We start from the raw sequence: 23,860 nt of genomic DNA, 5'->3' as shown, positions 1-23,860 counted from the left end.
GCGGGAAGCTGGTTCACAACAAGAAGCGCGCCCAATGGGCGCAGGCCTGCGCCGCCCGCCGGCTTATAGTGCGATTCGCGGCTGCCTTCGCGCACGGGGTCCAGCCCGCGGCCGGAAAACAGCCAATCAGGCATCAAGACATACCATGACCACCGCTCTTCTCATCATCGATGTTCAGCACGCCCTGTGTTCCGGCGAGCACGCGGCCTTTGAGTCCAGACGCGTCATTGATCGCATCAACGTTGTCGCCAGAAAGACGCGCGAAGCTGGCGCACCGGTCGTTGTGATCCAGCACGAAGCGCCGGGCAGCCCGCTGGAGTACGGAACGGAGGGCTGGGGCCTTGCCGCCGGGCTGGATGTTCAACCCACCGACATACGCCTCCGCAAGCGGGCAACGGATTCGTTTCACAACACAGACTTGCAGGCCATCCTGCAGGCACACGGGGTGACGAAGCTGGTGATCTGTGGTTTTCAGAGCGAATTCTGTGTGGACACCACGACTCGCAGGGCGCTTGCCCTTGGTTATCCGGTCACGCTCGTGTCGGATGCCCACTCCACCGTGGACAACGCCGTCTTGTCGGCCGCACAGATCACGGCTCACCACAACGAAACGCTGGCCAACATCACCAGCTTCGGGCCTCGGGCCGTGGCAGTTCCCTCGGACGAAGTGAAGATCGATGCCTTATGAAAGGCAGGGTTGTCACAGCGTCCATCGCCCAGCAACAGCCTCTGAACGGAGCACATCTCTTGCCAAAACGTTGGGCGCCAGGGGAGTAGCTCAGTGTTCCGCAAGTTGTTGAAGCGTGAGCCAGCGCGACTGTTTCTCGGTGCGCTGAGTATCACCACGGGCCGCAACTTGATCCGCCATCTGGAGAGTCTGCCCGGTGGTGCACCTCCCGCGCTCGATCGAGCACTTCTCGTCGAGCTCACCGAGTTGCTTTCTTTCCCAATGGCTGCCACGGTCGAGGCGCCACGGTCAACAGACATGGCCTTCGATGTCGTTTTGCAAGGCTATCGGTTTGGGAGCGCAACAGACCTGTCGCTGGATGCGGTCGGCCTTCCCATGTATTGGAGGCTCAAAATTCGTCTCGCGGCAAGGCTCTTCGATCTTCAATCGAACAAGACGAAGACGACCTTCCATGTCACTCAGAAAATGCCTTGGCCCGTGTATCTGAACAGAGCGCTGTCTTGGCGCGTTCTGGTGGGTCTGGAGCGGCCAGCTCGACGAAGCGAGATGGAGGCCCTCTTGCGTCAGGCCTGCGAGAAGCTGGTTGCCCGACTTAGGGATGCCGCATGATGCACGCCCCTTCGCTCGAATTCCGCGCAACTCAAACCACAACGTCAAATTATCCCAATGGCACGGCAAAAAAAGGGCAAGTACTGGTACGGGGCAACACTGGAAGACCTCAAGTACGAGTTGGTTCGCTTCAGCAAGCTGAACGGCTATGCAGCCACCAAGTTTTCCGAATCTGTGTGCTCATGCGGGAGCCGCACCTTCAAGCTCGAAACCGATGAAGACGAAGGTGCCGCCAGACGCATATGCGTGGCATGCGAGACGTCCCATTTGATGGGAGACAGCGCGGAGTACGCAAGCGAAGCGAAATTCGAAAGCCATGAGTGTGTTTGCGATAGCGAAACTTTTCAACTGCTGTCCGGCGTCGCTCTATACGCAGCAAGCAACGATGTTCGCTGGAACTACATTGGTTGTTTATGCACGAAATGCAGTCTCATTGGAGTCTTTGCTCACTGGGAGTGTGAGGCCGGAGATGCCGAAGCCTTCCTCGCAAAGACCTAACCACCATGCTCTTCCATATAGCCCCAAAAGACAATGGTTCGTACATGGTGGGCTCGTGCGACCGTGTCGATCCCGTCTGTGGAGTTCCAACGTGCGCGACCTGTGGCTATCGCACCGATCCTGACTTCACAAATCCAGCATTTCGGCTCCGCAAGCGGCGCTTTGACATCTCTTGCTGCTATGACGGCGCTGTGATCGTCAGTGACAGTTTTCGGTTGCTGTATCAATCGCTCGGCGGCTCCAGAATGCGTTTCACTGGCCTCCCAGCCACACCCGGCTTCTACCAACTCAAATGTAGCCAGCCGCTCCATCTGGATTATTCGGCTATTGGGGCGCAGCGCCTGCGGCCATGCGCCGGCTGTGACCGCCATCTGGATGTTGTTGGGTATAGCCATATCGCGCTTCAACCAATCGCTCATCTTGCGGACAACGAACTGGCCTTTTCGGACTGGTACTTTGGGTCCAACAATGAGGCCAGCCCCCTCATACTGTGCGGGGCGATCCTTGCTGCGGCTATTCAGTCTTCCGGTCTTACCGGCATAGATACGTGTGAGTCAATCGAGACTTAACGCGGCACGTCACCTCATCAATACCGCGGCACGATGAACGTGCTCTTCACCTGAACCGGCTCGCGCGCGCCGCCCGTGTCGGGCCCGATCTGGAACACCACCGCCAGCGTCTGGCCGCTGTGGGCCTGTGCCGTGGTGGCGGGCAGCACCAGGCGCAGGGCCTGGTCGCCGGTGCTGGTGGCGGCCACGGTCAGGCTGGCGTCTGTGTCCAGCCGCAGGCCTTCCACGCCCGAGACGCTGGCGGTGTAGCGCTGGGGCTGTTCGGTGCTGTTGGTGATCTGCAGGCGGTAGGTGTTTTCGATGTTGCCGTTGCCCACCATGCGCGCGAGCGCGCCGCGGTCGCGGCTGACGGCCACCACGAAGTCGTTGCGGTTTGACAGGCTCCACACGAAGGCCGTGCCCAGCACCAGCAGCAGGGCACCATAGATGAGCACGCGCGGGCGCCAGACGCGGCGCAGCATGCGGGTGCGGTTCCAGCCTTTTTCGATGCCGTTGCCCGAGGAATAGCGGATCAGCCCGGGGGCGTAGCCCATCTTGCCCATGACGTCGTCGCAGACGTCGATGCAGGCGGCGCAGGCGATGCATTCGTTCTGCAGGCCGTTGCGGATGTCGATGCCCGTGGGGCAGACCTGCACGCACAGGGTGCAGTCCACGCAGTCGCCCAGGCCCAGCGCTTTCGGATTGGCCTTGCGCGGGCGGGCGCCGCGGTTTTCGCCGCGGCCGGCGTCGTAGGCGATCACCATGGAATCCATGTCGATCAGCGCACTCTGGAAACGTGCGTAGGGGCACATCTGTTTGCACACCTGCTCGCGCAGGAAACCGGCGTTGCCGTAGGTGGCGAAACCGTAGAAGAACACCCAGAAGGTGGCCCAGGGCGAGAGCTGCAGTGCCAGGGCCTGCGCGGTGAGGCCTTGGATGGGCATGAAGTAGCCCACGAAGGTGAAGCCGGTGAACAGTGCGATGGCGAGCCAGGCCAGTTGTTTGCCGCCTTTGCGCAGCAGCTTGGTGGCGCCCCAGGATTGGGCGTCCAGGCGCATGCGTGCGCTGCGGTCGCCCTCCAGGTGGCGCTCGACCCAGAGAAAGATCTCGGTGTAGACGGTCTGCGGGCAGGCGTAGCCGCACCAGAGCCGGCCGGCCAGGGCGGTGAAGAAGAACAGCGCCAGCGCCGAGAGCACCAGCAGCGCGGCCAGGTAGATGAAGTCCTGGGGCTGCAGGACCAGGCCAAAGATGTAGAAATGCCGCTGCTCCAAGTCGAACAGCACGGCCTGGCGCCCGTTCCAGGTCAGCCAGGGTATGCCGTAGAACACCAGCTGCGTCAGCCACACCATCATCCAGCGCCAGCGCGCGAAGCGGCCCGTGACCGAGCGCGGGTAGATCTTGCGGGTGTCCTCCACCATGGAGAACAGCACCGGCTTGGCGGCGATCGGGGAGGCGGGTGGCATGGCGGGTGTTTCAGTGGGGCCGGCCCGGGCGGGGGCGGTGGCCTGGATTTAATATGCATTTTAAATGAATCTAAAATACCCCAGGCTGGCGACCGGGTATCCGGCCCGGGCGGGGCGCAAGCCCGCCCTCGGCGCGGGCACAAAGCCGCGCAGTCGCGCCGAAAGCCGCTAACCTATGCGCATGAAATCCACCGCCTCCCTGTCGACCAAGCTGGTGCGCATCGGCGCGGGCCTGCTCATCGTGGCGCTGGCCTCGATCGGGTTGACCCTGTGGGTGACCTGGCAGCTCGAAGGCGGTGCCGCGGCGGTCAACGAGGCCGGGCGCATGCGCATGCAGACCTGGCGCCTGACCAGCGCGGTGCAGGCCGGGCTGCCGGCGCCCGAGGTGGCGGCGCTGGTGGCGCAGTTCGACCAGAGCCTGGGCCTGCTGCGCGCCGGCGATCCGAGCCGCCCGTTGTTCGTGCCCTGGGACGACGAGGTCGAGCGCGAGTTCGCCAACGTGGAATCGCTCTGGCAGGTGCAGCGCGGGCTGTGGCTGCGGGACGGCCCGCTGGACGCCCAGCAGTCCATGCACGCGGCCGAGGCCTTCGTCACCGGCATCGACCGCTTCGTGCAGTCGATCGAAAACCACCTCTCGGGCTTCACGGCCATCCTCAACCTGTTCCAGTTCCTCATGATGGCGCTGGCCATTGCCGCCGCCGTGGTGATGCTCTACACCGGCTACCTGTACGTGATCAACCCGCTGGGGCATTTGCGCGGGGGGCTGCGCCAGCTGGAGACGGGCGACTTCGCGGTGCGGGTCAACGTGGACACGCACGACGAATTCGGCCAGGTGGCCGCCGGCTTCAACCGCATGGCCGCCACGCTGCAGTCGCTCTACGAAGGGCTGGAGAGCAAGGTGCAGGTCAAGACGCAGCGCATCGAAGCGCAGCGCGCGCGGCTGGAGGCGTTGTACGAGGTGAGCGCCTTCCTGGCCGGCGCCAACACCATCGAGGAGCTTTCGCGCGGGTTCTCGCAGCGCGTGCGCCAGGTGGTGAAGGCCGACGCGGTGGCGGTGCGCTGGTCCGACGAGGCCAACCAGCGCTACCTGATGCTGGCGTCCGACTGTTTTCCGCAGGACATGGTGGACGAAGAGCGCAGCCTGCTGGCCGGGGCCTGCGCCTGCGGCGCGCTCAAGTCCGACGCGCGCACCCGGGTCATCCCCATCCACAGCCACGACGAGGCGCCCATGCGCCACTGCGCGCGCGCGGGCTACCAGAGCCTGGTCAGCGTGCCGGTGCGGCTGCAGCACCGCCTGATCGGCGAGATCGATCTGTTCTTCCGCAGCGAGGTCAGCCTCAACGTGGACGAGATCGGCCTGCTCGACGCGCTGGCCAGCCACCTGGCGAGTTCGCTCGAAGGCTTGCGCGCGGCCGCGCTGGAGCGCGAGGCCGCGGTGGGCGAGGAGCGCGCGCTGATCGCGCGCGAGCTGCACGACTCCATTGCGCAGTCGCTGGCGTTCCTGAAGATCCAGGTGCAGCTGCTGCGCACGGCGGTGCAGAAGCAGCAGCCGCAGCAGGTGGACGCCACGCTCGACGAGCTCGACGTGGGCCTGCGCGAGAGCATCAACGACGTGCGCGAGCTGCTGGTGCATTTCCGCACCCGCACCAACACCGACGACATCGAGGCCGCGCTGCAGGAGACGCTGCAGAAGTTCCAGCACCAGACCGGCCTGCCAACCCGCCTGCAGGTCGAAGGCGACGGCCTGCCGCTGCCGGCCGACGTGCAGGTGCAGGTGCTGCACGTGCTGCAGGAGGCGCTGTCCAACGTGCGCAAGCACGCGGGCGCCAGCCACGTCAGCCTGGACGTGGCCAAGGGCTCGCAGTGGCGCTTCACGGTGCGCGACAACGGCAGCGGTTTCGACCCCCAGCACACCCGCGGTGCTTCGCACGTGGGTCTGAAGATCATGCGTGAGCGGGCCCAGCGCATCGGCGCCGAGGTGGCGGTGGTGTCCAGCGCCGGCCAGGGCACAGCGGTCACCCTGACCCTGCCGCCCTACCCGGTGACCGCCAGCCCGGTGGCCACGCTCGGCCTCAACCTCAACGGCATTGCCACCACCCCATGATCCAGACGCCCCCGCCCCGTATCCAGCTGATGCTGGTGGACGACCACTCCCTGTTCCGCCGTGGCCTGAAAGCGCTGCTGCAACAGGACGAGCGTTTCGACGTGGTCTGCGAGGCCGCCGACGTGGGCGAGGCGCTGCGCGGCGTGGCGCAGCAGCGGCCCGACCTGATCCTGCTCGACAACCACCTGCCCGGGGTGCGCGGGGTGGACGGCGTGGCGGCCCTGAAAGACGCGGCGCCGGGCACCCGCATCCTGATGCTCACCGTGAGCGAGAACGAGGCCGACCTGGCCGCCGCGCTGCAGGCCGGGGCCGACGGTTACCTGCTCAAGACGGTGGAGTCCGACCAGCTGTGCGACGCCATCGTCAAGGTGCTTGACGGCGAATCGGTGGTCAGCCCGGCGATGATGGGCAAGCTCTTCAGCATGTTCCGCGGCCAGCCGGCGGCGGCGGACACGGGCCCGGCGGCCTTGTCGACCCTGGTCCCGGCGCCCGAGGCCAAGCCCGACCCGGGCATCGACAAGCTCTCGGCGCGCGAGCGCGAGATCCTGGCGCTGATCGCGCGCGGTGGCAGCAACAAGCAGATCGCGCGCGACCTCGACATCGCCGAGACCACGGTCAAGATTCACGTGCAGCACATCCTGCGCAAGCTCAATCTGACCTCCCGCGTGCAGGCGGCGGTATACGCGGCCGGTCGCGGCCTGGGTTGATCTGGGTCAAGACCCGGTGAATCAGGCGCCGAGGTAGTTCTTCAGGACGATGGGGGCCGGTGCCCCCATCGTCCGTCTGGCGAGGGTCGGGTGTCCCACCGGTGGATACCGGAAAAACCCTACAGCGCCGACAGTCATGCCATGTCTCTGGAGAAAGAACATGGCCTCTGAACTTCGAAACGAAAGAAAAGCCTGGTCGGTGCTGATCGTCAGCACGCTGGCCTTCACCGTGTGCTTCATGGTCTGGATGATGTTCGGCGTCATCGGCATTCCGATCAAGAAGGCGCTCGACCTCAACTCCACCCAGTTCGGCCTGCTCATGGCCACGCCGGTGCTCACCGGCTCGCTGGTGCGCGTACCCCTGGGCATCTGGACCGACCGCTACGGCGGCCGCATCGTGATGGCGCTCCTGATGGCGCTCACCGTGCCCGCGATCTGGCTCATGAGCTACGCCACCGCCTACTGGCATTTCCTCACCATCGGCCTCTTCGTCGGCCTGGCCGGCGGCTCCTTCTCGGTCGGCACGCCCTACGTGGCGCGCTGGTTCCCGAAAAACCGCCAGGGCATGGCCATGGGCGTGTACGGCGCGGGCAACTCGGGCGCGGCGGTCAACAAGTTCGTGGCGCCGGTGTTGCTGGTGGCCTTTGGCTGGACCATGGTGCCGCAGGTCTACGCGGCCATCATGCTGGGCACGGTGATCCTTTTCTGGCTCTTCAGCCACAGCGACTCCTCGCACCTGGTGCCGAGCAACGTGAAGTTCACCGACCAGCTCAAGGCGCTGAAAGACCCCAAGGTGCTCAAGTACTGCCAGTACTACAGCATCGTGTTCGGCGGCTACGTGGCGCTCTCGCTGTGGATGGTGCAGTACTACGTGGGCGAGTTCGGGCTGGACATCCGCGTGGCCGCCCTGCTGGCCGCCTGCTTCTCGCTGCCCGGCGGCGTGCTGCGCGCCATCGGCGGCGTGATGTCGGACAAGTTCGGCGCGCACAAGGTCACCTGGTGGGTGATGTGGGTGAGCTGGATCTGCCTGTTCCTGCTGTCCTACCCGCAGACCGACTTCACCGTGCTCACCGTGAACGGCCCCAGGACCTTCCACATTGGCCTGAACGTCTATCTCTTCACCGGCCTGATGTTCATCCTGGGCATCTCCTGGGCCTTCGGCAAGGCCAGTGTCTTCAAGTACATCAGCGACGACTACCCCAAGAACATCGGCGCCATCAGCGGCATCGTCGGCCTGGCCGGCGGCCTGGGGGGCTTCGTGCTGCCCATCATGTTCGGCGCCCTGATGGACCTCACCGGCATCCGCTCCAGCGCCTTCATGCTGATGTACGGCGTGGTCTGGGTCTCGCTGATCTGGATGTACTGGACCGAGGTGCGCAAGGCCCAGGTCATGGGCACAGAAGCCAAATCCTTTTCCTTCCAGAACTGACTCCACCGTCAGGAACCCCACCATGAACACCAAAGCAAACCCCCTGCCTGCCTCGGTTGCTGTTGCCAGCGGCCAGGGCGCGGACATCTCTGACTGGCGGCCCGAAGACGAGCGCTTCTGGGAAAGCACCGGCAAGAAGATCGCCTACCGCAACCTCTGGATCTCGGTGCCCGCGCTGCTCTGCGGCTTCGCCGTCTGGGGCATGTGGGGCATCATCACCGTGCAGATGCTCAACCTGGGCTTCCCCTTCACCCAGGCCGAGCTGTTCACGCTGACCGCCATCTCCGGCATCTCCGGCGCCACCATGCGCATCCCGGCGTCCTTCCTGGTGCGCCTGGCCGGTGGCCGCAACACCATCTTCCTCACCACCGCCATGCTGCTGGCTCCGGCCATCGGCACCGGCGTGGCGCTGCAGCACCCCGAGTGGCCGCTGTGGGTGTTCCAGCTGCTGGCGCTGTGGTCGGGCGTGGGCGGCGGCAACTTCGCCAGCTCCATGTCCAACATCAGCACCTTCTTTCCGAAGCGGCTGCAGGGCACGGCGCTGGGCCTGAACGCGGGCCTGGGCAACTTCGGTGTCACCACCATGCAGATCGTCATCCCGCTGGTGATGACGCTGCCGCTGCTGGGCGCCTTCGGCGGTGAGTCCATGACGCTGGTGAAAGACAGCGGCTGGATCTTCGGCAAGATCGCCGCCGGCACCCCCACCTGGATCCAGAACGCCGGCTTTGCCTGGGTGCTCTCGCTGGTGCCGCTGTCGATCCTGGCCTGGTTCGGCATGAACAACCTGAAGACGGTGTCGCCCGAAGCCGGCCACCCGGTGGGCGCCTTCGCCAAGGTCACCTACCTCTACACCCTGGCCTTCGTGCCGGCCATCTTCATCCTCTGGCTCTACCTGCCGGCACCCACCGGCCTGGGCCTGCTCAACATGTGGGTGGCCATTCCGCTGGACATCATCCTGGCGCTGCTGATGATGAAGCTGGCCGCGTTCGGTTCGATGAAGGAGAACGTGAGCAAGCAGTTCGCCATCTTCCGCAACAAGCACACCTGGTCGCTCACGGCGCTCTACATCGTCACCTTCGGTTCCTTCATCGGCTTCTCGATGGTGCTGCCCCTGGCCATCACCGTGATCTTCGGCTTCCAGCACGTGGCCGACGCGGCCGGCGTGATGACGCACACGCTGAAGAATCCGAACGCTCCCTCGGCCCTCACCTACGCCTGGATCGGCCCCTTCGTCGGCGCCGCCGTGCGCCCGGTGGGCGGCTGGATCTCCGACAAGGTGGGCGGTTCCATCGTCACGCAGATCATCTCCGCCGTGATGGTGTTCGCCTCGGGTGCGGTGGGCTACGTGATGATGCAGGCCTACGGCTCGGCCACGCCCGAGCAGTACTTCCCGGCCTTCCTTGGCCTCTTCATCGCGCTGTTCGTGGCCAGCGGCATCGGCAACGGCTCCACCTTCCGCACCATCGGCGTCATCTTCGACCGCCAGCAGGCCGGCCCCGTGTTGGGGTGGACCTCGGCCGTCGCCGCCTACGGTGCCTTCATCGCCCCGGTGGTGATCGGCGCCCAGATCAAGGCCGGCACACCGCAGCTCGCGATGTACGGCTTCGCCATCTTCTACGCCGTCTGCCTGGTGCTGAACTGGTGGTTCTATCTGCGCGCTGGTGCAGAGATCAAGAACCCCTGAGCCCGCGCACCGCCCCCATTTTCCGGAGACACACATGAGCCATTTTCTCGACCGTCTGAACCATTTTTCCGCCCCGAAGGAAGCCTTCTCGGGTGACCACGGCGTCACCACCGGCGAAGACCGCACCTGGGAAGACGCCTACCGGGACCGCTGGGCCCACGACAAGATCGTGCGCTCCACCCACGGCGTGAACTGCACGGGCTCCTGCTCGTGGAAGATCTACGTCAAGGGCGGCATCGTCACCTGGGAAACCCAGCAGACCGACTACCCGCGCACCCGCGCCGACCTGCCCAACCACGAGCCGCGCGGCTGCGCCCGCGGCGCTTCGTATTCCTGGTACCTGTACAGCGCCAACCGCGTGAAGTACCCCATGGTCCGCGCGCGCCTGCTCAAGCACTGGCGTGCCGCGCTGGCCGTGGCCAAGAGCCCGGTCGATGCCTGGGCCGCCATCGTGCAGAACGACGAAGCCCGGCGCGAATGGCAGCAGCAGCGCGGCCTGGGCGGCTTCGTGCGCAGCACCTGGGACGAGGTGAACCAGCTCATCGCCAGCGCCAACGTCTACACCGCCAAGAAGTACGGGCCCGACCGCGTGCTCGGCTTCTCGCCCATCCCCGCCATGTCCATGGTGAGCTATGCCGCGGGCTCGCGCTACCTGTCGCTGATCGGCGGCGTGTGCATGAGCTTCTACGACTGGTACTGCGACTTGCCGCCGTCCAGCCCGCAGGTGTGGGGCGAGCAGACCGACGTGCCCGAGTCGGCCGACTGGTACAACTCCACCTTCATCATCGCCTGGGGCTCCAACGTGCCCCAGACCCGAACGCCCGACGCCCACTTCTTCACCGAGGTGCGCTACAAGGGCGCCAAGACGGTGGCGATCACGCCCGACTACGCCGAGATCAGCAAGCTCTGCGACCTCTGGATGCACCCCAAGCAGGGCACCGACGCGGCCGTGGCCATGGCCATGGGCCACGTGATCCTGAAGGAGTTCTATTTCGACAAGCGCTCGGCGTACTTCGACGACTACGTGCGCCGCTACACCGACATGCCCAACCTGGTGCAGCTCGAAGAGCGCACCCTGCCCGACGGCCGCACGGTGCTGGTGCCGGGGCGCTACCTGCGCGCCAGCGACTTCAACGGCAAGCTCGGGCAGGAGCACAACCCCGAGTGGAAGACGGTCGCCATCGACGAGCACGACAAAATCGTGCTGCCCAACGGTTCCATCGGTTTCCGCTGGGGCGCCGAGGGCACCGAAGACGCCGGCCAGTGGAACCTGGAGAACCGCGAAGCGCGCAACGGCGAGACCGTGCAGCTCAAGCTCAGCCTGATGGAGGGCGTGCAGCCCGACTACCAGGTGGGCGAGGTCGGGTTCCCGTATTTCGGTGGCATCGACACCCCCAACTTCAGCGCCAACAAGCAGGCCGGCGCGGTGGCCGACGTGCTGGTGCGCCAGGTGCCGGTGCGCCGCGTCAAGCTGGGCAAGGCCGGTGAAGAGCGCTACGCGCTGGTCGCCACGGTGTTCGACCTGACGGTCGCCAACTACGGCGTCAACCGCGGCCTGCCCGGCGACACGGGTGCCGCCAGCTACGACGACGACACCCCCTACACCCCCGCCTGGCAGGAAAAGATCACCGGCGTGAAACGCGACCAGGTGATCGCCGTGGCGCGCCAGTTCGCCGACAACGCCGACAAGACCCGCGGCAAGTCCATGGTCATCATCGGCGCGGCCATGAACCACTGGTACCACTGCGACATGAACTACCGCGGCATCATCAACATGCTGATGATGTGCGGCTGTATCGGCCAGAGCGGCGGCGGCTGGTCGCACTACGTGGGCCAGGAGAAGCTGCGCCCGCAGACTGGCTGGACCGCGCTGGCCTTCGCGCTGGACTGGGTGCGCCCGCCGCGCCAGATGAACAGCACCAGTTTCTTCTACGCCCACACCGACCAGTGGCGCTACGAAAAGCTGGGCGTGGAAGAAATCCTCTCGCCGCTGGCCGACAAGACCAAGTTCGGCGGCAGCCTGATCGACTACAACGTGCGCGCCGAACGCATGGGCTGGCTGCCCAGCGCGCCGCAGCTGCAGACCAACCCGATGCAGGTGGTGAAAGATGCCACCGCCGCCGGCATGGACCCCAAGGACTACGCCGTCCAGGGCCTGAAGGACGGCACGCTCAAGATGAGCTGCGAAGATCCGGACAACCCGTTGAACTGGCCGCGCAACCTGTTCGTCTGGCGCTCCAACCTGCTGGGCTCCAGCGGCAAGGGCCACGAATACTTCCTCAAGCACCTGCTGGGCACCACCCACGGCGTGCAGGGCAAGGACCTGGGGGTCGACGAGGCCAAACCCAAGGAAGTGGCCTGGCACGACAAGGCACCCGAGGGCAAGCTGGACCTGCTGGTCACGCTGGACTTCCGCATGAGCACCACCTGTCTGTACTCCGACATCGTGTTGCCCACCGCCACCTGGTACGAGAAGAACGACCTCAACACCAGCGACATGCACCCCTTCATCCACCCGCTGTCCACCGCGGTGGACCCGGCCTGGCAGAGCAAGAGCGACTGGGACATCTACAAGGGTTTCGCCAAGGCCTACAGCGAGGTCTGCGTCGGCCACCTGGGCGTGGAGCGCGAGGTGGTGCTCACGCCGCTGATGCACGACACCCCCGCCGAACTGGCCCAGCCGTTTGACGTGAAGGAATGGAGCAAGGGCGAGTGCGAGCTGATCCCCGGCAAGACCGCGCCGCAGATCCAGGTGGTGGTGCGCGACTACCCCAACACCTACAAGCGCTTCACGGCCCTGGGCCCGCTGATGGAAAAAGCGGGCAACGGCGGCAAGGGCATCGGCTGGAACACCGACACCGAGGTGGCGCAGCTCAAGGAGCTCAACGGCACCGTCAAGGCCGAGGGTGTGACCCAGGGCATGGCCCGCATCGAGAGCGACATCGACGCCTGCGAGGTGGTGCTGCAACTCGCGCCCGAGACCAACGGCCACGTGGCGGTGAAGGCCTGGGAAGCGCTCAGCAAGATCACCGGCCGCGAACACGCCCACCTGGCGCTGCACCGCGAAGACGAGAAGATCCGTTTCCGCGACATCCAGGCCCAGCCGCGCAAGATCATCTCCAGCCCGACCTGGTCCGGCCTCGAATCCGAGAAGGTGTCCTACAACGCCGGCTACACCAACGTGCACGAGCTGATCCCATGGCGCACCCTCACCGGCCGCCAGCACTTCTACCTGGACCACCCCTGGATGATCGCCTTCGGTGAAGGCCTCACCAGCTACCGCCCGCCGGTGGACCTGAAGACGGTGGGCGACATGATCGACCGCAAGCCCAACGGCAACAAGGAGATCTCGCTCAACTTCATCACGCCGCACCAGAAGTGGGGCATCCACAGCACGTACAGCGACAACCTGCACATGCTCACGCTCAACCGCGGCGGCCCGGTGATCTGGCTGAGCGAAGACGACGCCAAGGGCGCCGGCATCGAGGACAACGACTGGGTGGAACTGTTCAACGCCAACGGCGCCATCGCGGCGCGCGCGGTGGTGAGCCAGCGCGTGAACCCGGGCATGGTGCTCATGTACCACGCGCAGGAAAAGATCATCAACACCCCCGGCTCGGAGATCACCGGCACACGCGGCGGCATCCACAACTCGGTCACCCGCATCGTCACCAAGCCCACCCACATGATCGGCGGCTACGCGCAGTTCAGCTACGGCTTCAACTACTACGGAACCATCGGCACCAACCGCGACGAGTTCGTCATCGTGCGCAAGATGCGCAAGATCGACTGGCTCGACGGCCAGGGCACCGACACCGTTCAGGCTTGATCAGCACAGGAGAAAACAACATGAAAGTTCGTGCCCAAATCGCCATGGTGCTGAACCTGGACAAATGCATCGGTTGCCACACCTGTTCGGTCACCTGCAAGAACGTCTGGACCAGCCGCCCCGGCGTGGAATACGCCTGGTTCAACAACGTCGAGACCAAGCCCGGCATCGGTTACCCCAAGGAGTGGGAGAACCAGGACAAGTGGAACGGAGGCTGGGTGCGCAAGGCCGACGGCTCCATCGAGCCCAAGCAGGGCGGCAAGTGGAAGCTGCTCATGCGCATCTTCTCCAACCCCAACCTGCCACAGATCGACGACTACTACGAGCCCTTCACCTTCGACTACGACCACCTGCAGTCGGCCGCCGAGACCAAGGCGCCGCCGACCGCGCGCCCGCGCAGCCTGATCACCGGCCAGCGCATGGAGAAGATCGAGTGGGGTCCGAACTGGGAAGAGATCCTGGGCGGTGAGTTCAGCAAGCGCAGCAAGGACGCCAACCTGGCGAACTTCGAGCAGGTCCAGAAAGACATGGTGGGCCAGTTCGAGAACACCTTCATGATGTACCTGCCGCGCCTGTGCGAGCACTGCCTGAACCCGGCCTGCGTGGCCTCGTGCCCCTCGGGTTCGATCTACAAGCGCGAGGACGACGGCATCGTGCTGATCGACCAGGACAAGTGCCGCGGCTGGCGCATGTGCGTGAGCGGCTGCCCCTACAAGAAGATCTACTACAACTGGCAGACCGGCAAGGCCGAGAAGTGCATCTTCTGCTACCCGCGCATCGAGGCCGGCCAGCCCACCGTGTGCAGCGAAACCTGCGTGGGCCGCATCCGCTACCTGGGCGTGGTGCTGTACGACGCCGACCGCATCCAGGAAGCCGCCAGCGTGGAAGACGAGAAGGACCTGTACCAGGCCCAACTCGACATCTTCCTCAACCCGAACGACCCCAAGGTGATCGAGCAGGCCCGGCTTGACGGCATCCCCGAGAACTGGATCACCGGCGCGCAGAACAGCCCGGTCTACAAGATGGCGATCGACTGGAAGGTCGCGCTGCCGCTGCACCCCGAGTACCGCACCCTGCCCATGGTCTGGTACGTGCCGCCGCTCTCGCCCATCTCCTCGGCGGTCAACGCCGGCCAGATCGGCGTCAACGGCGAGCTGCCCGACTTCACGCAGATGCGCATCCCCGTGCAGTACCTGGCCAACCTGCTGACGGCCGGCGACACCGGTCCGGTGGTGCGCGCGCTCGAACGCATGCTGGCCATGCGTTCCTACCAGCGCGGCAAACACGTCGACGGCGTGCAGAACCTGGCGGTGCTGGAGCAGACCGGCCTCACGGTGGCGCAGGTCGAGGAGATGTACCACGTGATGGCGATCGCCAACTACGAAGACCGCTTCGTGATCCCGACCTCGCACCGCGAGTACGCCGAAAACGCCTTCGACCTGCGCGGTGGCTGCGGCTTCTCGTTCGGCAACGGCTGCTCGGACGGCGCTTCGGAAACGAGCCTGTTCGGCGGCGACAAGCGCCGCACGATCCCGATCCAGTCGGTTGTATGAAAGAGCGCAAGACCATGAAAAACACCCGTTATTCCCTGCGCGCCCTGGCCCGCCTGCTGGCCTACCCGGACGCTGCCTGGCGCGCCGAACTGCCGGCCTTGCTTGACGTGATCGACGAGGAGCAGGCCGTGCCGGTCGCGCGCCGCGCCGAGCTGCGCGCCCTGGCCGCTGAACTGCTGCGGCTCGATCCGTTCGAGGTGGAGGCGCGCTACGTGGACACCTTCGACCGGGGCCGCGCCACCTCGCTGCACCTGTTCGAGCATGTGCACGGCGACTCGCGCGACCGCGGCCCGGCCATGATCGATCTGGTGCAGACCTACGAGAAGGCCGGCCTGTTCCTCGGTCCCGAGGAACTGCCCGACCACCTCTGCGTGGTGCTGGAGTTCGCCTCCACGCAGCCGTCGCAGCTGGCGCGCGCCTTCCTCGCCGAGATGGCCCACATCCTCAACGCCATCTTCAGCGCCCTGCTCAAGCGCGAGAGCCCCTACGCCGCCGTGCTGGCCGCCGTGCTGGAGCTGGCCGGCCAGAAGGCGCAGGCCGTGCCGTTCGCGGCCGACGAAGCCATGGACGAGGCCTGGGCCGAGCCACAGGCCTTCGACGGCTGCAGCACGCGCGGCCAGTCGCGCCCCGGCGAACCGCAGCCGATCCACATCGTGCGCCAGTCGCCCGCGGCCCGCGCGGCCGCTTGAGACCCCTTGGAGACGCTCATGACCCCCCTTGACCAATTCCTTTTCGGCTACTACCCCTACATCGCCCTCACCGTGTTCCTGCTGGGCAGCCTGATCCGTTTCGACCGCGACCAGTACACCTGGAAAAGCGACTCCTCGCAGCTGCTGCGCGCCGGGCAGCTGCGCTGGGGCAGCAACCTGTTCCACGTCGGCATCCTGTTCCTGTTCTTCGGCCACAGCGTGGGCATGCTCACGCCGCACTTCGTGTACGAGCCCTTCATGGCGGCCGGCGCCAAGCAGCTCATGGCCATGATCTCGGGCGGCCTGTTCGGCCTGCTGGGCTTCATCGGCGTGAGCATCCTGCTGCACCGCCGGCTTTCCGACGTGCGCATCCGCGTCAACTCCAAGACCAGCGACATCGTGTTGCTGGTCCTGCTGTGGCTGCAGTTCGCGCTGGGTCTGGCCACCATCCCGCTGTCGGCCCAGCACCTGGACGGCGGCATGATGATGAAGCTGGCCGAGTGGGCGCAGCGCATCGTGACCTTCCGCGCCGGAGCGCCCGAGCTGCTGGCCGAGGCCGGCTGGGTGTTCAAGGGCCACATGTTCCTGGGCATGAGCATCTTCCTGATCTTCCCCTTCACCCGCCTGGTGCACGTGTGGAGCGGCTTTGGCACGCTGGCCTACGTGGTGCGCCCTTACCAACTGGTGCGCAGCCGTCGACTGGGCATGGCGCCGCGTGCGCCACTGAGCCAGCGCGACCGCGCCGCCTGAAGCTTCCGGAGACTTTCCATGAACGCAACATCCACCACCGGCTGCGGCAGCAGCACCTGCGCCTGTTCCGAGCTGGCGCAGCCCGCGATTGCCCATGTCAACGGCATCGCCCTGCACGAGCCGGGCGAGACCCTGGACACCCAGACCCTGCGCGAACGCGCCTGCACCGAGCTGCTGCGCCAGCAGGCCGTGCGGGCCGGGCTGCTGCCGCGCTACGGTGGGCTGATCGCGCGCGCGCCCGACGAGACGCAGCGCCAGATCATCGAGGCCATGGTCGACCAGGTGGTGAGCGTGCCCGAGCCCACCGAGGACGAATGCCGCCGCCACTACGCGGCCCAGAAGAGCCGCTTCATCGTGGGCCAGGCGCTGCACGTGCGCCACATCCTGTTCGCCGTGACGCCGGGGGTGAACGTGCACGCGCTCACGCTGCGCGCCGAGGCCGCGTTGCTGGAACTCACCCGCAAGGACGTCTCGCCCGGGCGCTTCGAGCACCTGGCCGGCGAACTCTCCAACTGCCCGTCGAGTGTCCAGGGCGGCGACCTGGGCTGGCTCACGCCGGACGACTGCGCGCCCGAGCTGGCCAACGAGCTGTTTTTCCAGAGCGATTCGCGCTGGGGCATGGGCGTGCACCCGCGCCTGGTCAACACCCGCTTCGGCCTGCACATCATCGAAGTGCTGGGCCGCAAGAAAGGCCGCCTGCCCGAGTTCGAGGAACTGCGCCAGCAGATCGCCTCGCGCCTGCTGCTGCAGTCGCGCACCACGGCGCTGCGCCAGTACATGCAGCTGCTGGTGGGGGAGGCGCAGATCGAAGGCGTGGACCTGATCGGCGCGGACAGCCCCCTGGTGCAGTGATGGCCCGCCATGCCTGACGACCTGCTGCTGCGCCTGCGCGATTTCCATTCGGACTATTTCCCGCGGCACCAGCAACGTTTTCAGGATCTGGTGGCGCAGGGGCAGCATCCCAAGACGCTGTTCATCGGTTGTTCGGACTCGCGCCTGGTGCCGTACCTGCTCACCGGTGCGGCGCCGGGTGAGCTGTTTTTGGTGCGCAATGTTGGGGCGTTCATCCCGCCTTATGACCAGTCGCACGGCCTGCACGGCACCATGGCCGCGATCGAGTTCGCCGTGCTCAACCTGAAGGTGGAGCGCATCATCGTCTGCGGCCACAGCCATTGCGGCGCCATCCGCGCCGCCTACGAAGGCGCGCCCGACGAGGCGGTGGCGCTCAAGGCCTGGCTCAAGCTGGCCGACGAGGCCCTGCTGCCGGTACAGGCCAGTACCGAGGCGCTGCGCCGCACCGAGCAGCGCGCCGTGGTGCTGCAACTGGAGCGTCTGATGGACTACCCCATGGTGCGCCGCGCCGTGGAGGTCGGCCACCTCTCGTTGCACGGCTGGCATTACGTGATCGAGGACGGAGAAGTCCACGTGTTTGACGCAGAGCAAGGAGCGTTCGTGCCCGCCTCGTTAGCCTCCCACAGCGGCACCGGGCCTTACCAGCCTTATGTGGAACACGATGGACAAATCCTTACGGACTGACGAAAAAATGCATATGGATTCGGGGGAGGGCGGAAATAATCCACGAATTGGGCCCAACCGAAGAGCGGTTGCCCATGTCAAGGCAAAATGCGGCATGGCTTTCGACCGCCTCGCCCATCGCGGCCTGAGGGGCGGAAAGCCCGACATGGGCCAGTTCGGTATCGACCAGCAACTGGGCCACGCCTTCGATGGCGACCAGCGCAAGGGTCTTTTTCTCCGCGGAGCCGGGTTGTTGCCGTTTGGCAGCCACGTCCGCTCCGTTCATGATCTGATGCGGTGGTCGATCGCGGGCATTCGACCCCAGGCTCTCGCCTGAGCCTTACACCAGAAAACAGACATGAAACGCGACAACACCATGCGTCCCCAGGACCTGACCGCCACCCAACCCATCAGCCAGGACGTGCTGGCCGAGAAGTACCTCAAACCCGGCGAAACCGGGCTGGAAGACCTGTACCGCCGCGTGGCGCGCGCGCTGGCCTCGGTGGAAAAAGAAGCCGACCGGGCCAAGTGGGAACAGCGCTTCCTGGACAACCTGCACGTGGGCGCCATCGGCGCGGGGCGCATCATGAGCGCCGCCGGCACCGAGATCCAGGCCACCCTGATCAACTGCTTCGTGCAGCCCGTGGGCGACGCCATCCAGGGCGTGGACGCCGAGGGTTACCCCGGCATCTACGAAGCGCTGCGCGAAGCCGCCGAAACCATGCGCCGTGGCGGTGGTGTGGGTTACGACTTCTCGCGCATCCGCCCCAAGGGCGCCGAGGTCAAGGGCACGCACTCCATGGCGTCCGGTCCCTGCAGCTACATCAACGTGTTCGACCAGTCGTGTTCGACGGTCGAGAGCGCGGGCGCACGCCGCGGCGCGCAGATGGGCGTGCTGCGCATCGACCACCCGGACGTGATGGAGTTCATCACCGCCAAGCGCACCCCCGGCCGCTGGAACAACTTCAACGTGTCGGTGGGCGTGAGCGACGCCTTCATGGAAGCCGTGGGCAACGACCAGCCCTGGGAGCTGGTGCACAAGGCCAAGCCCGGCAAGACCCTGATGGAAAAAGGGGCCTACCAGCGCGGCGACGGCCTGTGGGTCTACCAGACCCTGGCCGCCACCGAGCTGTGGGACACCATCATGAAGTCGGCCTACGACTTCGCCGAGCCCGGCATCCTGTTCCTCGACAAGATCGGCACCGACAACAACCTGCACTACTGCGAAACCATCGCGGCGACGAACCCCTGCGGTGAGCAGCCGCTGCCGCCCTACGGCTGCTGCGACCTCGGTCCCATCATCCTCACGCGCTTCGTCAAGAACCCGTTCGGCTTCGGCGGTGTGCCGGCGTTTGATTTCGAGGCCTTCGAGCAGGCGGTGGCGACCCAGGTGCGCGCGCTGGACAACGTGCTCGACGTGACCTTCTGGCCGCTGGAGCAGCAGCGCGCTGAAAGCGCCGCCAAGCGCCGCATCGGCGTGGGCTTCACCGGCATGGGCAATGCGCTGGCCATGCTCTGTGTGCGCTACGACCGCGAGGAGGGGCGCCACATGGCGGCCCAGATCGCCGAGCGCATGCGCAACGCGGCCTACCTCGCCTCGGTCGAGCTGGGCAAGGAAAAGGGCGTGTTCCCCAAATTCGACGCCGAGGGTTACCTGGCCCCCGGCACCTTCGCCAGCCGCCTGCCCGAGGCGATCAAGAAGGCCATCCGCAAGCACGGCATCCGCAACAGCCACCTGCTCTCGATCGCGCCCACCGGCACGGTGAGCCTGGCCTTTGCCGACAACGCCTCCAACGGCATCGAGCCGCCGTTTTCCTGGATGTACCGCCGCAAGAAGCGCGAGGCCGATGGCTCCACCAGCGAGTACGCGGTGGAAGACCACGCCTGGCGCCTGTACCGCGAACTCGGCGGCGACGTGGACCAGCTGCCCGAGTACTTCGTCAACGCGCTGGCCATGAGCGCGGGCGAACACATCGCCATGATGGAAGCGGTGCAGCCCTTCGTGGACACCGCCATTTCCAAGACGGTCAACGTCGCGGCCGACTACCCGTTCGAAGATTTCAAGAGCCTGTACCAGAAGGCCTGGCGCGCCAACCTCAAGGGCATGGCCACCTACCGGCCCAACAACATTCTCGGCTCGGTGCTCGACACCGGCAGTGCCGCGACCGACGCCAAGGCCGCTGCCGCGCCCGCCGCCCCGGCCCCGGTGGACCCGATGCGCACCGTGATCGAGAGCCGCCCCAAGGGCGCGCTGTCGGCCGTGGCCGACAAGATCGAGTACTGGACGCAGGAAGGCCACAAGACGCTGTACATCGTGGTGTCGTTCCTGCCGGTGCCGGCCGCCGATGGCGTGGGCACGGTCGAGCGCGCGATCGAGTTCTTCATGCCCGTGGGCCAGAGCGGTGAGTCGCAGCAGTGGATCACCTCCACCATGCGCATGCTCTCGCTGGCCGCGCGCGGCGGTTTCCTGGGCCGAGCGCTGTCCGACATGCGCAAGGTGGCCTGGGACCGCGGCCCGGTGCGCCTGGGCACGTACCAGAAGGCCGATGGCACGCACGTGCCGATGTGGCACGACTCCGAAGTCGCCGCCATCGCCTTCGCGCTGCAGAACATCATCGCGCGCCGCGCCCAGTCGGGCGTGGTGGCGGCCAGCGCCGCCCCGTCGGCGCCGGCCATGCCCGAGCTCGTCGGCATGCCCTCGGGCGTGATGGCGGGCAAAAAATGCCCCGAGTGCGGCGCGCACGCCATGATCCGCAAGGACGGCTGCGACTACTGCACCTCGTGCGGCCACCTCGGCAGCTGCGGATGAACACGCCCGCGCGCCCGGTGCTGCCGATCCGGCCCGTGCGCGCGCAGGCGACAACACCCGCGCCCCGGGCCGAGCCGCCCGGGCGGCGGCCCTGGCGGCCTCGGCACCTGCTGCTGGCGCCGCACCGGCTGGGGTTCGCGCTGGCCGTGCTGCTCTTGCTGGCCTCGGGCGCCTGGTGGGCGCTGGTGCAGGTGGACCGCGTGAGCGGCCTGGTGGGGCTGTCCTACGCGGTCTCGCCCACGCTGGGCCACGCCTCGGTCATGACCTTCGGGTTCATCCCGCTCTTTTTCTCGGGCTTTCTGTTCACCGCCGGGCCGAAGTGGCTGGGCGTGCCGCCGCCCGCCGTGACGGCGCTGGTGGCGCCGCTGCTGCTGCAGGCCGGGGGCTGGCTGGTCTGGCTGCTCGGCTTGCACAGCGCCGCCGGGCTGGCCATGGCCGGCGCGGGTGCCGCGCTGCTGGGCCTGGGCTGGATGGTCGCCCTGTTCTGGCAACTGGTGCTGCGCAGCACCCAGCCGGACCGCCTGCACGCCAAGACCGTGGGTCTGGCCGGGGCGGTGGGCGTGGCGAGCCTGGCGCTCATGCTGGCGGCCTTGTCGGTGGACGCCTTCGACGTGGCCCGTGCCGCCGTGCTCACCGGGCTCTGGGGCTTCGTGGTCGTGACCTACCTCGTGGTGGCGCACCGCATGATCCCGTTCTTCACCTCCAGCGCGGTGCCCATGCTGGACGCCTGGCGGCCGTTCTGGGTGCTGTGGGTGCTGCTCGGCGCCGTGGCGCTCGAAGTGCTGGCGGTGTGGGCGCCTCTGGCCGGCTGGCCCCAGGGCCGGGGCTGGATGCTCAGCCTGGGCCTGATGGAGCTGGCCGCGGGCAGCGTGATCCTGTGGCTGGCCTTCGTCTGGGGGCTGGTGCAGAGCCTGAGCATCCGGCTGCTGGCCATGTTGCACCTGGGCTTTCTCTGGCTGGGCCTGTCCTTCGTGCTCGCGGGCACCTCGCAGCTGTTCGGCCTGCGGCTGGGCACGCCGGTGCTGGGCCTGGGCGCGCTGCACGCGCTCACCATGGGCTGCCTGGGCTCGCTGATGCTGGCCATGGTCACGCGCGTGTCCTGCGGCCACAGCGGGCGCACCCTGGTGGCCGACAACCTGGTCTGGACGCTGTTCTGGCTGCTGCAACTGGCGGTGGTGCTGCGCATCACCGCCGCGCTGGAGCAGGCGCCCGTGGGCCTGCTCATGGTCGCGGCGCTGCTGTGGGCGGGCGTGATGGCGGTCTGGGGCCTGCGCATGGTCGGCTGGTACGGCCGCGTGCGCGTCGACGGCCGCCCGGGCTGAGCGCCTGAGCGTCTTTCCCCATGCCTTCCATGCGCGCCACATCCCCCCATGACGCCGAGGCCCCCGACTGGGCCGCCATCGCGGGCGAGCTGATCCAGGCGCGCCAGACCGTGCTGCCCAAGCGCCTGGTGGCGCCCGGCCCCGACGCCGCGCAGCAGCAGACCATCCTGGCCGCGGCCGCCGCCGCGCCCGACCACCGCCAGCTCCTGCCCTGGCGCTTCATCGCCGTGCCCCCAGCGCGGCGCGGCGCGCTCGCCGAGGCGTTTGCCCAGGCCCTGCTCGAACGCGACCCCGCCGCCGCCCCCGAGCAGGTGGCGCAGGCGGGCGACAAAGCGCACCGCGCGCCCTGGCTCATGTTGGTGGTGGTGGACAGCCTGTGCGGCGACGCCCGGGTGGATCTGCACGAGCGCATCCTGTCCGCCGGCTGCGCGGTGCAGAACGTGCTGCTCATGGCCACCGCGCTGGGCTTCGGCTCGGCGCTCACCAGCGGCCAGGCGCTCGGCTCGGACAGCCTGCGCCGGCTCTTCGCCCTGCGCGAGGGGCAGCACGCGCTGTGCTTCATCAGCATCGGCACCGCGCTGTCGCACGGCGGATCGCGCGTGCGGCCGGCCGTGGCCGATTTCTTTCGCACGCTGGGCGACGACCCGCCCGGCGCCTGACCCCCGATACGCAGGACCCCTCCCCATGAACATCGCCAGTTTTGACGACCTGCTGAGCGCCGCGCGCGCCCAGCCCCTGCCGCAGCGCTTGCTGTTCGTGTTCGCCGGCATCGAGCTGCCGGACGACGCCACGCCCGAAGAGCGCGCGGCCTTTGAGCAAGGCCAGGGCGGTGCCCTGGTGCCGCAGATGTGTGTGGACAAAAGCCCGGACGAGCTGGCCTCGTTCGATCAGCTCAGGCAGGAAGCGGCGACCTTCGGCCAGCCCTGGGGCATGGTCTTCGCCGCCGCCATGTCGGGCGCGCCGGGCAAGGCGCCCACCAGCGCCGACGCCGACGAGCCGCTGCAGAAGATGGTGGAGGCGATCCGCCAGGGCCGCATCCAGGCCTACATCCCGTTCGACCCGCAGGGCCGGCCGGTGCAGATCGGCTGATGGCCATGGCCGGCATCCGCCTGCACGAGATCAGCCTGCCGGGCCATGCCTCACCCGGCGTGGGCTTCGAGGCGCCGTTCGAGATGCTCGACGCCTGCCACGAGCGGGTCGAGCGCATGCTGGCCCTGCTCGGAAAGATCCGCGAACACGTCAAGACCCACGGTGCCGACGAACAGGCCCGGCAGGCCGCACGCGACGTGATGCGTTACTTCGACCAGGCCGGCCCGCACCACCACGAAGACGAAGAGCGGCACGTGTTCCCGCCGCTGCTGGCGCAGCGCGACCCCGCCGTGGTGGCGGTGGTCATCCAGCTCAAGCAGGACCACCGGGCGATGGAAGCGCAGTGGGCGCTGGTGCGCGCGGCGTTGATGGCGCTGGTGGATGCTGGCGAGGGCTGGTCCGGGTTCTCTGCGGAAGATGGGCAGCGCTTCGATGCCTACGACGCGCTGTACCGGCGGCATCTGGTGGACGAGAACGGCGTGGTCTACCCGGCGGCGCGCTCGGTCATCCGGGGCGAGGCGCTGCAGGCGATGGGCGCGGAGATGATGGCGCGGCGGGGGGTGGTGGTTTGACA

21 protein-coding genes are annotated in these 23,860 nt (G+C 66.9%); 18 read left to right on the top strand and 3 right to left on the bottom strand.

What is annotated here, in order from left to right; all coding sequences use genetic code 11:
• Positions 1 to 145: 145 nt before the first annotated feature.
• From KIH07_RS01920 to KIH07_RS01910, 3 genes are all read left to right on the top strand, one after another.
• A complete protein-coding gene (locus tag KIH07_RS01920; RefSeq protein ID WP_226490347.1) occupies positions 146 to 688 on the top strand; it encodes a cysteine hydrolase family protein in 543 nt (180 codons plus the stop codon).
• 93 nt (positions 689 to 781) lie between these two features.
• Entirely contained in the window at positions 782 to 1,297 is a 516-nt protein-coding gene (locus KIH07_RS01915; RefSeq protein WP_226490346.1) for a hypothetical protein, read from the top strand.
• Positions 1,298 to 1,354: 57 nt separating this feature from the next.
• Positions 1,355 to 1,795, top strand: coding sequence for a hypothetical protein (locus KIH07_RS01910; protein ID WP_226490345.1), 441 nt, complete (start codon positions 1,355 to 1,357; stop codon positions 1,793 to 1,795).
• Here KIH07_RS01910 and KIH07_RS01905 read toward each other — a convergent pair.
• Both KIH07_RS01905 and ccoG read right to left on the bottom strand, forming a co-directional pair.
• Positions 1,792 to 2,190 carry a hypothetical protein gene (locus KIH07_RS01905; RefSeq protein ID WP_226490344.1) on the bottom strand — a complete coding sequence of 133 codons (399 nt, stop codon included), beginning with the start codon at positions 2,188 to 2,190 and terminating at the stop codon, positions 1,792 to 1,794. The genes KIH07_RS01910 and KIH07_RS01905 overlap by 4 nt on opposite strands.
• A 191-nt stretch (positions 2,191 to 2,381) precedes the next feature.
• On the bottom strand, positions 2,382 to 3,806 hold the full coding sequence (gene ccoG, locus KIH07_RS01900; RefSeq protein ID WP_226490343.1) for a cytochrome c oxidase accessory protein CcoG: 1,425 nt from the start codon (positions 3,804 to 3,806) through the stop codon (positions 2,382 to 2,384).
• A 181-nt stretch (positions 3,807 to 3,987) separates the two neighbouring features.
• Between ccoG and KIH07_RS01895 the strand changes: the two genes are divergently transcribed.
• From KIH07_RS01895 to KIH07_RS01850, 10 genes are all read left to right on the top strand, one after another.
• Positions 3,988 to 5,910 (top strand): type IV pili methyl-accepting chemotaxis transducer N-terminal domain-containing protein, encoded by a 1,923-nt coding sequence (locus KIH07_RS01895; protein ID WP_226490342.1) that lies wholly within the window; start codon positions 3,988 to 3,990, stop codon positions 5,908 to 5,910.
• Positions 5,907 to 6,617 (top strand): response regulator, encoded by a 711-nt coding sequence (locus KIH07_RS01890; protein ID WP_226490341.1) that lies wholly within the window; start codon positions 5,907 to 5,909, stop codon positions 6,615 to 6,617. Before KIH07_RS01895 ends, KIH07_RS01890 begins: the two co-directional genes overlap by 4 nt.
• 160 nt (positions 6,618 to 6,777) lie before the next feature.
• Entirely contained in the window at positions 6,778 to 8,046 is a 1,269-nt protein-coding gene (locus tag KIH07_RS01885; protein ID WP_226490340.1) for an MFS transporter, read from the top strand.
• Between the two features lie 22 nt (positions 8,047 to 8,068).
• Complete coding sequence (locus KIH07_RS01880) at positions 8,069 to 9,730, top strand: MFS transporter (protein WP_226490339.1); 1,662 nt, start codon at positions 8,069 to 8,071, stop codon at positions 9,728 to 9,730.
• A 34-nt stretch (positions 9,731 to 9,764) separates the two neighbouring features.
• Positions 9,765 to 13,559: a nitrate reductase subunit alpha gene (locus KIH07_RS01875; protein ID WP_226490338.1), complete on the top strand. Its 3,795-nt coding sequence runs from the start codon at positions 9,765 to 9,767 to the stop codon at positions 13,557 to 13,559.
• Between the two features lie 20 nt (positions 13,560 to 13,579).
• Complete coding sequence (narH, locus tag KIH07_RS01870) at positions 13,580 to 15,112, top strand: nitrate reductase subunit beta (RefSeq protein WP_226490337.1); 1,533 nt, start codon at positions 13,580 to 13,582, stop codon at positions 15,110 to 15,112.
• On the top strand, positions 15,109 to 15,801 hold the full coding sequence (narJ, locus tag KIH07_RS01865) for a nitrate reductase molybdenum cofactor assembly chaperone (RefSeq protein WP_413465688.1): 693 nt from the start codon (positions 15,109 to 15,111) through the stop codon (positions 15,799 to 15,801). The genes narH and narJ overlap by 4 nt, the downstream gene beginning before the upstream one ends.
• Before the next feature lie 18 nt (positions 15,802 to 15,819).
• Complete coding sequence (gene narI / locus KIH07_RS01860; protein ID WP_226490335.1) at positions 15,820 to 16,551, top strand: respiratory nitrate reductase subunit gamma; 732 nt, start codon at positions 15,820 to 15,822, stop codon at positions 16,549 to 16,551.
• 18 nt (positions 16,552 to 16,569) lie between these two features.
• Positions 16,570 to 17,403 (top strand): peptidylprolyl isomerase, encoded by an 834-nt coding sequence (locus tag KIH07_RS01855; RefSeq protein ID WP_226490334.1) that lies wholly within the window; start codon positions 16,570 to 16,572, stop codon positions 17,401 to 17,403.
• Between the two features lie 9 nt (positions 17,404 to 17,412).
• A complete protein-coding gene (locus KIH07_RS01850) occupies positions 17,413 to 18,087 on the top strand; it encodes a carbonic anhydrase (protein ID WP_226490333.1) in 675 nt (224 codons plus the stop codon).
• On the opposite strand, the gene KIH07_RS01845 is transcribed toward KIH07_RS01850, so the two are convergent.
• The gene (locus KIH07_RS01845) at positions 18,077 to 18,352 is read right to left on the bottom strand and encodes a hypothetical protein (RefSeq protein ID WP_226490332.1); all 276 of its coding nucleotides are present in this window, start codon (positions 18,350 to 18,352) and stop codon (positions 18,077 to 18,079) included. The genes KIH07_RS01850 and KIH07_RS01845 overlap by 11 nt on opposite strands.
• 72 nt (positions 18,353 to 18,424) lie before the next feature.
• Here KIH07_RS01845 and KIH07_RS01840 point away from each other — a divergent pair, with 72 nt between their 5' ends.
• Genes KIH07_RS01840 through KIH07_RS01820 form a run of 5 tightly spaced genes read left to right on the top strand, consistent with a single transcriptional unit; the run spans position 18,425 to position 23,858 of the window.
• Positions 18,425 to 20,875, top strand: a complete 2,451-nt coding sequence (locus KIH07_RS01840) for an adenosylcobalamin-dependent ribonucleoside-diphosphate reductase (protein WP_226490331.1) — start codon at positions 18,425 to 18,427, stop codon at positions 20,873 to 20,875.
• The gene (locus KIH07_RS01835) at positions 20,872 to 22,197 is read left to right on the top strand and encodes an NnrS family protein (protein WP_226490330.1); all 1,326 of its coding nucleotides are present in this window, start codon (positions 20,872 to 20,874) and stop codon (positions 22,195 to 22,197) included. The genes KIH07_RS01840 and KIH07_RS01835 overlap by 4 nt, the downstream gene beginning before the upstream one ends.
• 20 nt (positions 22,198 to 22,217) lie before the next feature.
• Positions 22,218 to 22,856 carry a nitroreductase family protein gene (locus KIH07_RS01830; protein ID WP_413465687.1) on the top strand — a complete coding sequence of 213 codons (639 nt, stop codon included), beginning with the start codon at positions 22,218 to 22,220 and terminating at the stop codon, positions 22,854 to 22,856.
• Between the two features lie 25 nt (positions 22,857 to 22,881).
• Positions 22,882 to 23,286: a ribonucleotide reductase subunit alpha gene (locus KIH07_RS01825; RefSeq protein WP_226490329.1), complete on the top strand. Its 405-nt coding sequence runs from the start codon at positions 22,882 to 22,884 to the stop codon at positions 23,284 to 23,286.
• The gene (locus KIH07_RS01820) at positions 23,286 to 23,858 is read left to right on the top strand and encodes a hemerythrin domain-containing protein (RefSeq protein ID WP_226490328.1); all 573 of its coding nucleotides are present in this window, start codon (positions 23,286 to 23,288) and stop codon (positions 23,856 to 23,858) included. The genes KIH07_RS01825 and KIH07_RS01820 overlap by 1 nt, the downstream gene beginning before the upstream one ends.
• Positions 23,859 to 23,860 lie beyond the last annotated feature (2 nt).

Origin of the sequence: Hydrogenophaga taeniospiralis (genome assembly GCF_020510445.1) — a bacterium.
In the GTDB taxonomy this organism is placed as follows: Bacteria; Pseudomonadota; Gammaproteobacteria; order Burkholderiales; family Burkholderiaceae_C; genus Hydrogenophaga.
Note: the sequence above shows the minus strand (reverse complement) of the source record. Positions and strands in the feature narration are given on the sequence as shown.

What these genes read in the sequence shown, in the direction of transcription:
- narH (WP_226490337.1), top strand. Translation starts at nt 13,580, where the DNA reads ATGAAAGTTCGTGCCCAAATCGCCATGGTGCTGAACCTGGACAAATGC.
- KIH07_RS01905 (WP_226490344.1), bottom strand. Translation starts at nt 2,190, where the DNA reads ATGGCTATACCCAACAACATCCAGATGGCGGTCACAGCCGGCGCATGG.
- KIH07_RS01825 (WP_226490329.1), top strand. Translation starts at nt 22,882, where the DNA reads ATGAACATCGCCAGTTTTGACGACCTGCTGAGCGCCGCGCGCGCCCAG.
- KIH07_RS01855 (WP_226490334.1), top strand. Translation starts at nt 16,570, where the DNA reads ATGAACGCAACATCCACCACCGGCTGCGGCAGCAGCACCTGCGCCTGT.
- KIH07_RS01875 (WP_226490338.1), top strand. Translation starts at nt 9,765, where the DNA reads ATGAGCCATTTTCTCGACCGTCTGAACCATTTTTCCGCCCCGAAGGAA.
- KIH07_RS01885 (WP_226490340.1), top strand. Translation starts at nt 6,778, where the DNA reads ATGGCCTCTGAACTTCGAAACGAAAGAAAAGCCTGGTCGGTGCTGATC.
- KIH07_RS01880 (WP_226490339.1), top strand. Translation starts at nt 8,069, where the DNA reads ATGAACACCAAAGCAAACCCCCTGCCTGCCTCGGTTGCTGTTGCCAGC.
- KIH07_RS01840 (WP_226490331.1), top strand. Translation starts at nt 18,425, where the DNA reads ATGAAACGCGACAACACCATGCGTCCCCAGGACCTGACCGCCACCCAA.
- KIH07_RS01910 (WP_226490345.1), top strand. Translation starts at nt 1,355, where the DNA reads ATGGCACGGCAAAAAAAGGGCAAGTACTGGTACGGGGCAACACTGGAA.
- KIH07_RS01895 (WP_226490342.1), top strand. Translation starts at nt 3,988, where the DNA reads ATGAAATCCACCGCCTCCCTGTCGACCAAGCTGGTGCGCATCGGCGCG.
- KIH07_RS01830 (WP_413465687.1), top strand. Translation starts at nt 22,218, where the DNA reads ATGCCTTCCATGCGCGCCACATCCCCCCATGACGCCGAGGCCCCCGAC.
- ccoG (WP_226490343.1), bottom strand. Translation starts at nt 3,806, where the DNA reads ATGCCACCCGCCTCCCCGATCGCCGCCAAGCCGGTGCTGTTCTCCATG.
- KIH07_RS01835 (WP_226490330.1), top strand. Translation starts at nt 20,872, where the DNA reads ATGAACACGCCCGCGCGCCCGGTGCTGCCGATCCGGCCCGTGCGCGCG.
- narI (WP_226490335.1), top strand. Translation starts at nt 15,820, where the DNA reads ATGACCCCCCTTGACCAATTCCTTTTCGGCTACTACCCCTACATCGCC.
- KIH07_RS01845 (WP_226490332.1), bottom strand. Translation starts at nt 18,352, where the DNA reads ATGAACGGAGCGGACGTGGCTGCCAAACGGCAACAACCCGGCTCCGCG.
- narJ (WP_413465688.1), top strand. Translation starts at nt 15,109, where the DNA reads ATGAAAGAGCGCAAGACCATGAAAAACACCCGTTATTCCCTGCGCGCC.
- KIH07_RS01850 (WP_226490333.1), top strand. Translation starts at nt 17,413, where the DNA reads ATGCCTGACGACCTGCTGCTGCGCCTGCGCGATTTCCATTCGGACTAT.
- KIH07_RS01920 (WP_226490347.1), top strand. Translation starts at nt 146, where the DNA reads ATGACCACCGCTCTTCTCATCATCGATGTTCAGCACGCCCTGTGTTCC.
- KIH07_RS01890 (WP_226490341.1), top strand. Translation starts at nt 5,907, where the DNA reads ATGATCCAGACGCCCCCGCCCCGTATCCAGCTGATGCTGGTGGACGAC.
- KIH07_RS01820 (WP_226490328.1), top strand. Translation starts at nt 23,286, where the DNA reads ATGGCCATGGCCGGCATCCGCCTGCACGAGATCAGCCTGCCGGGCCAT.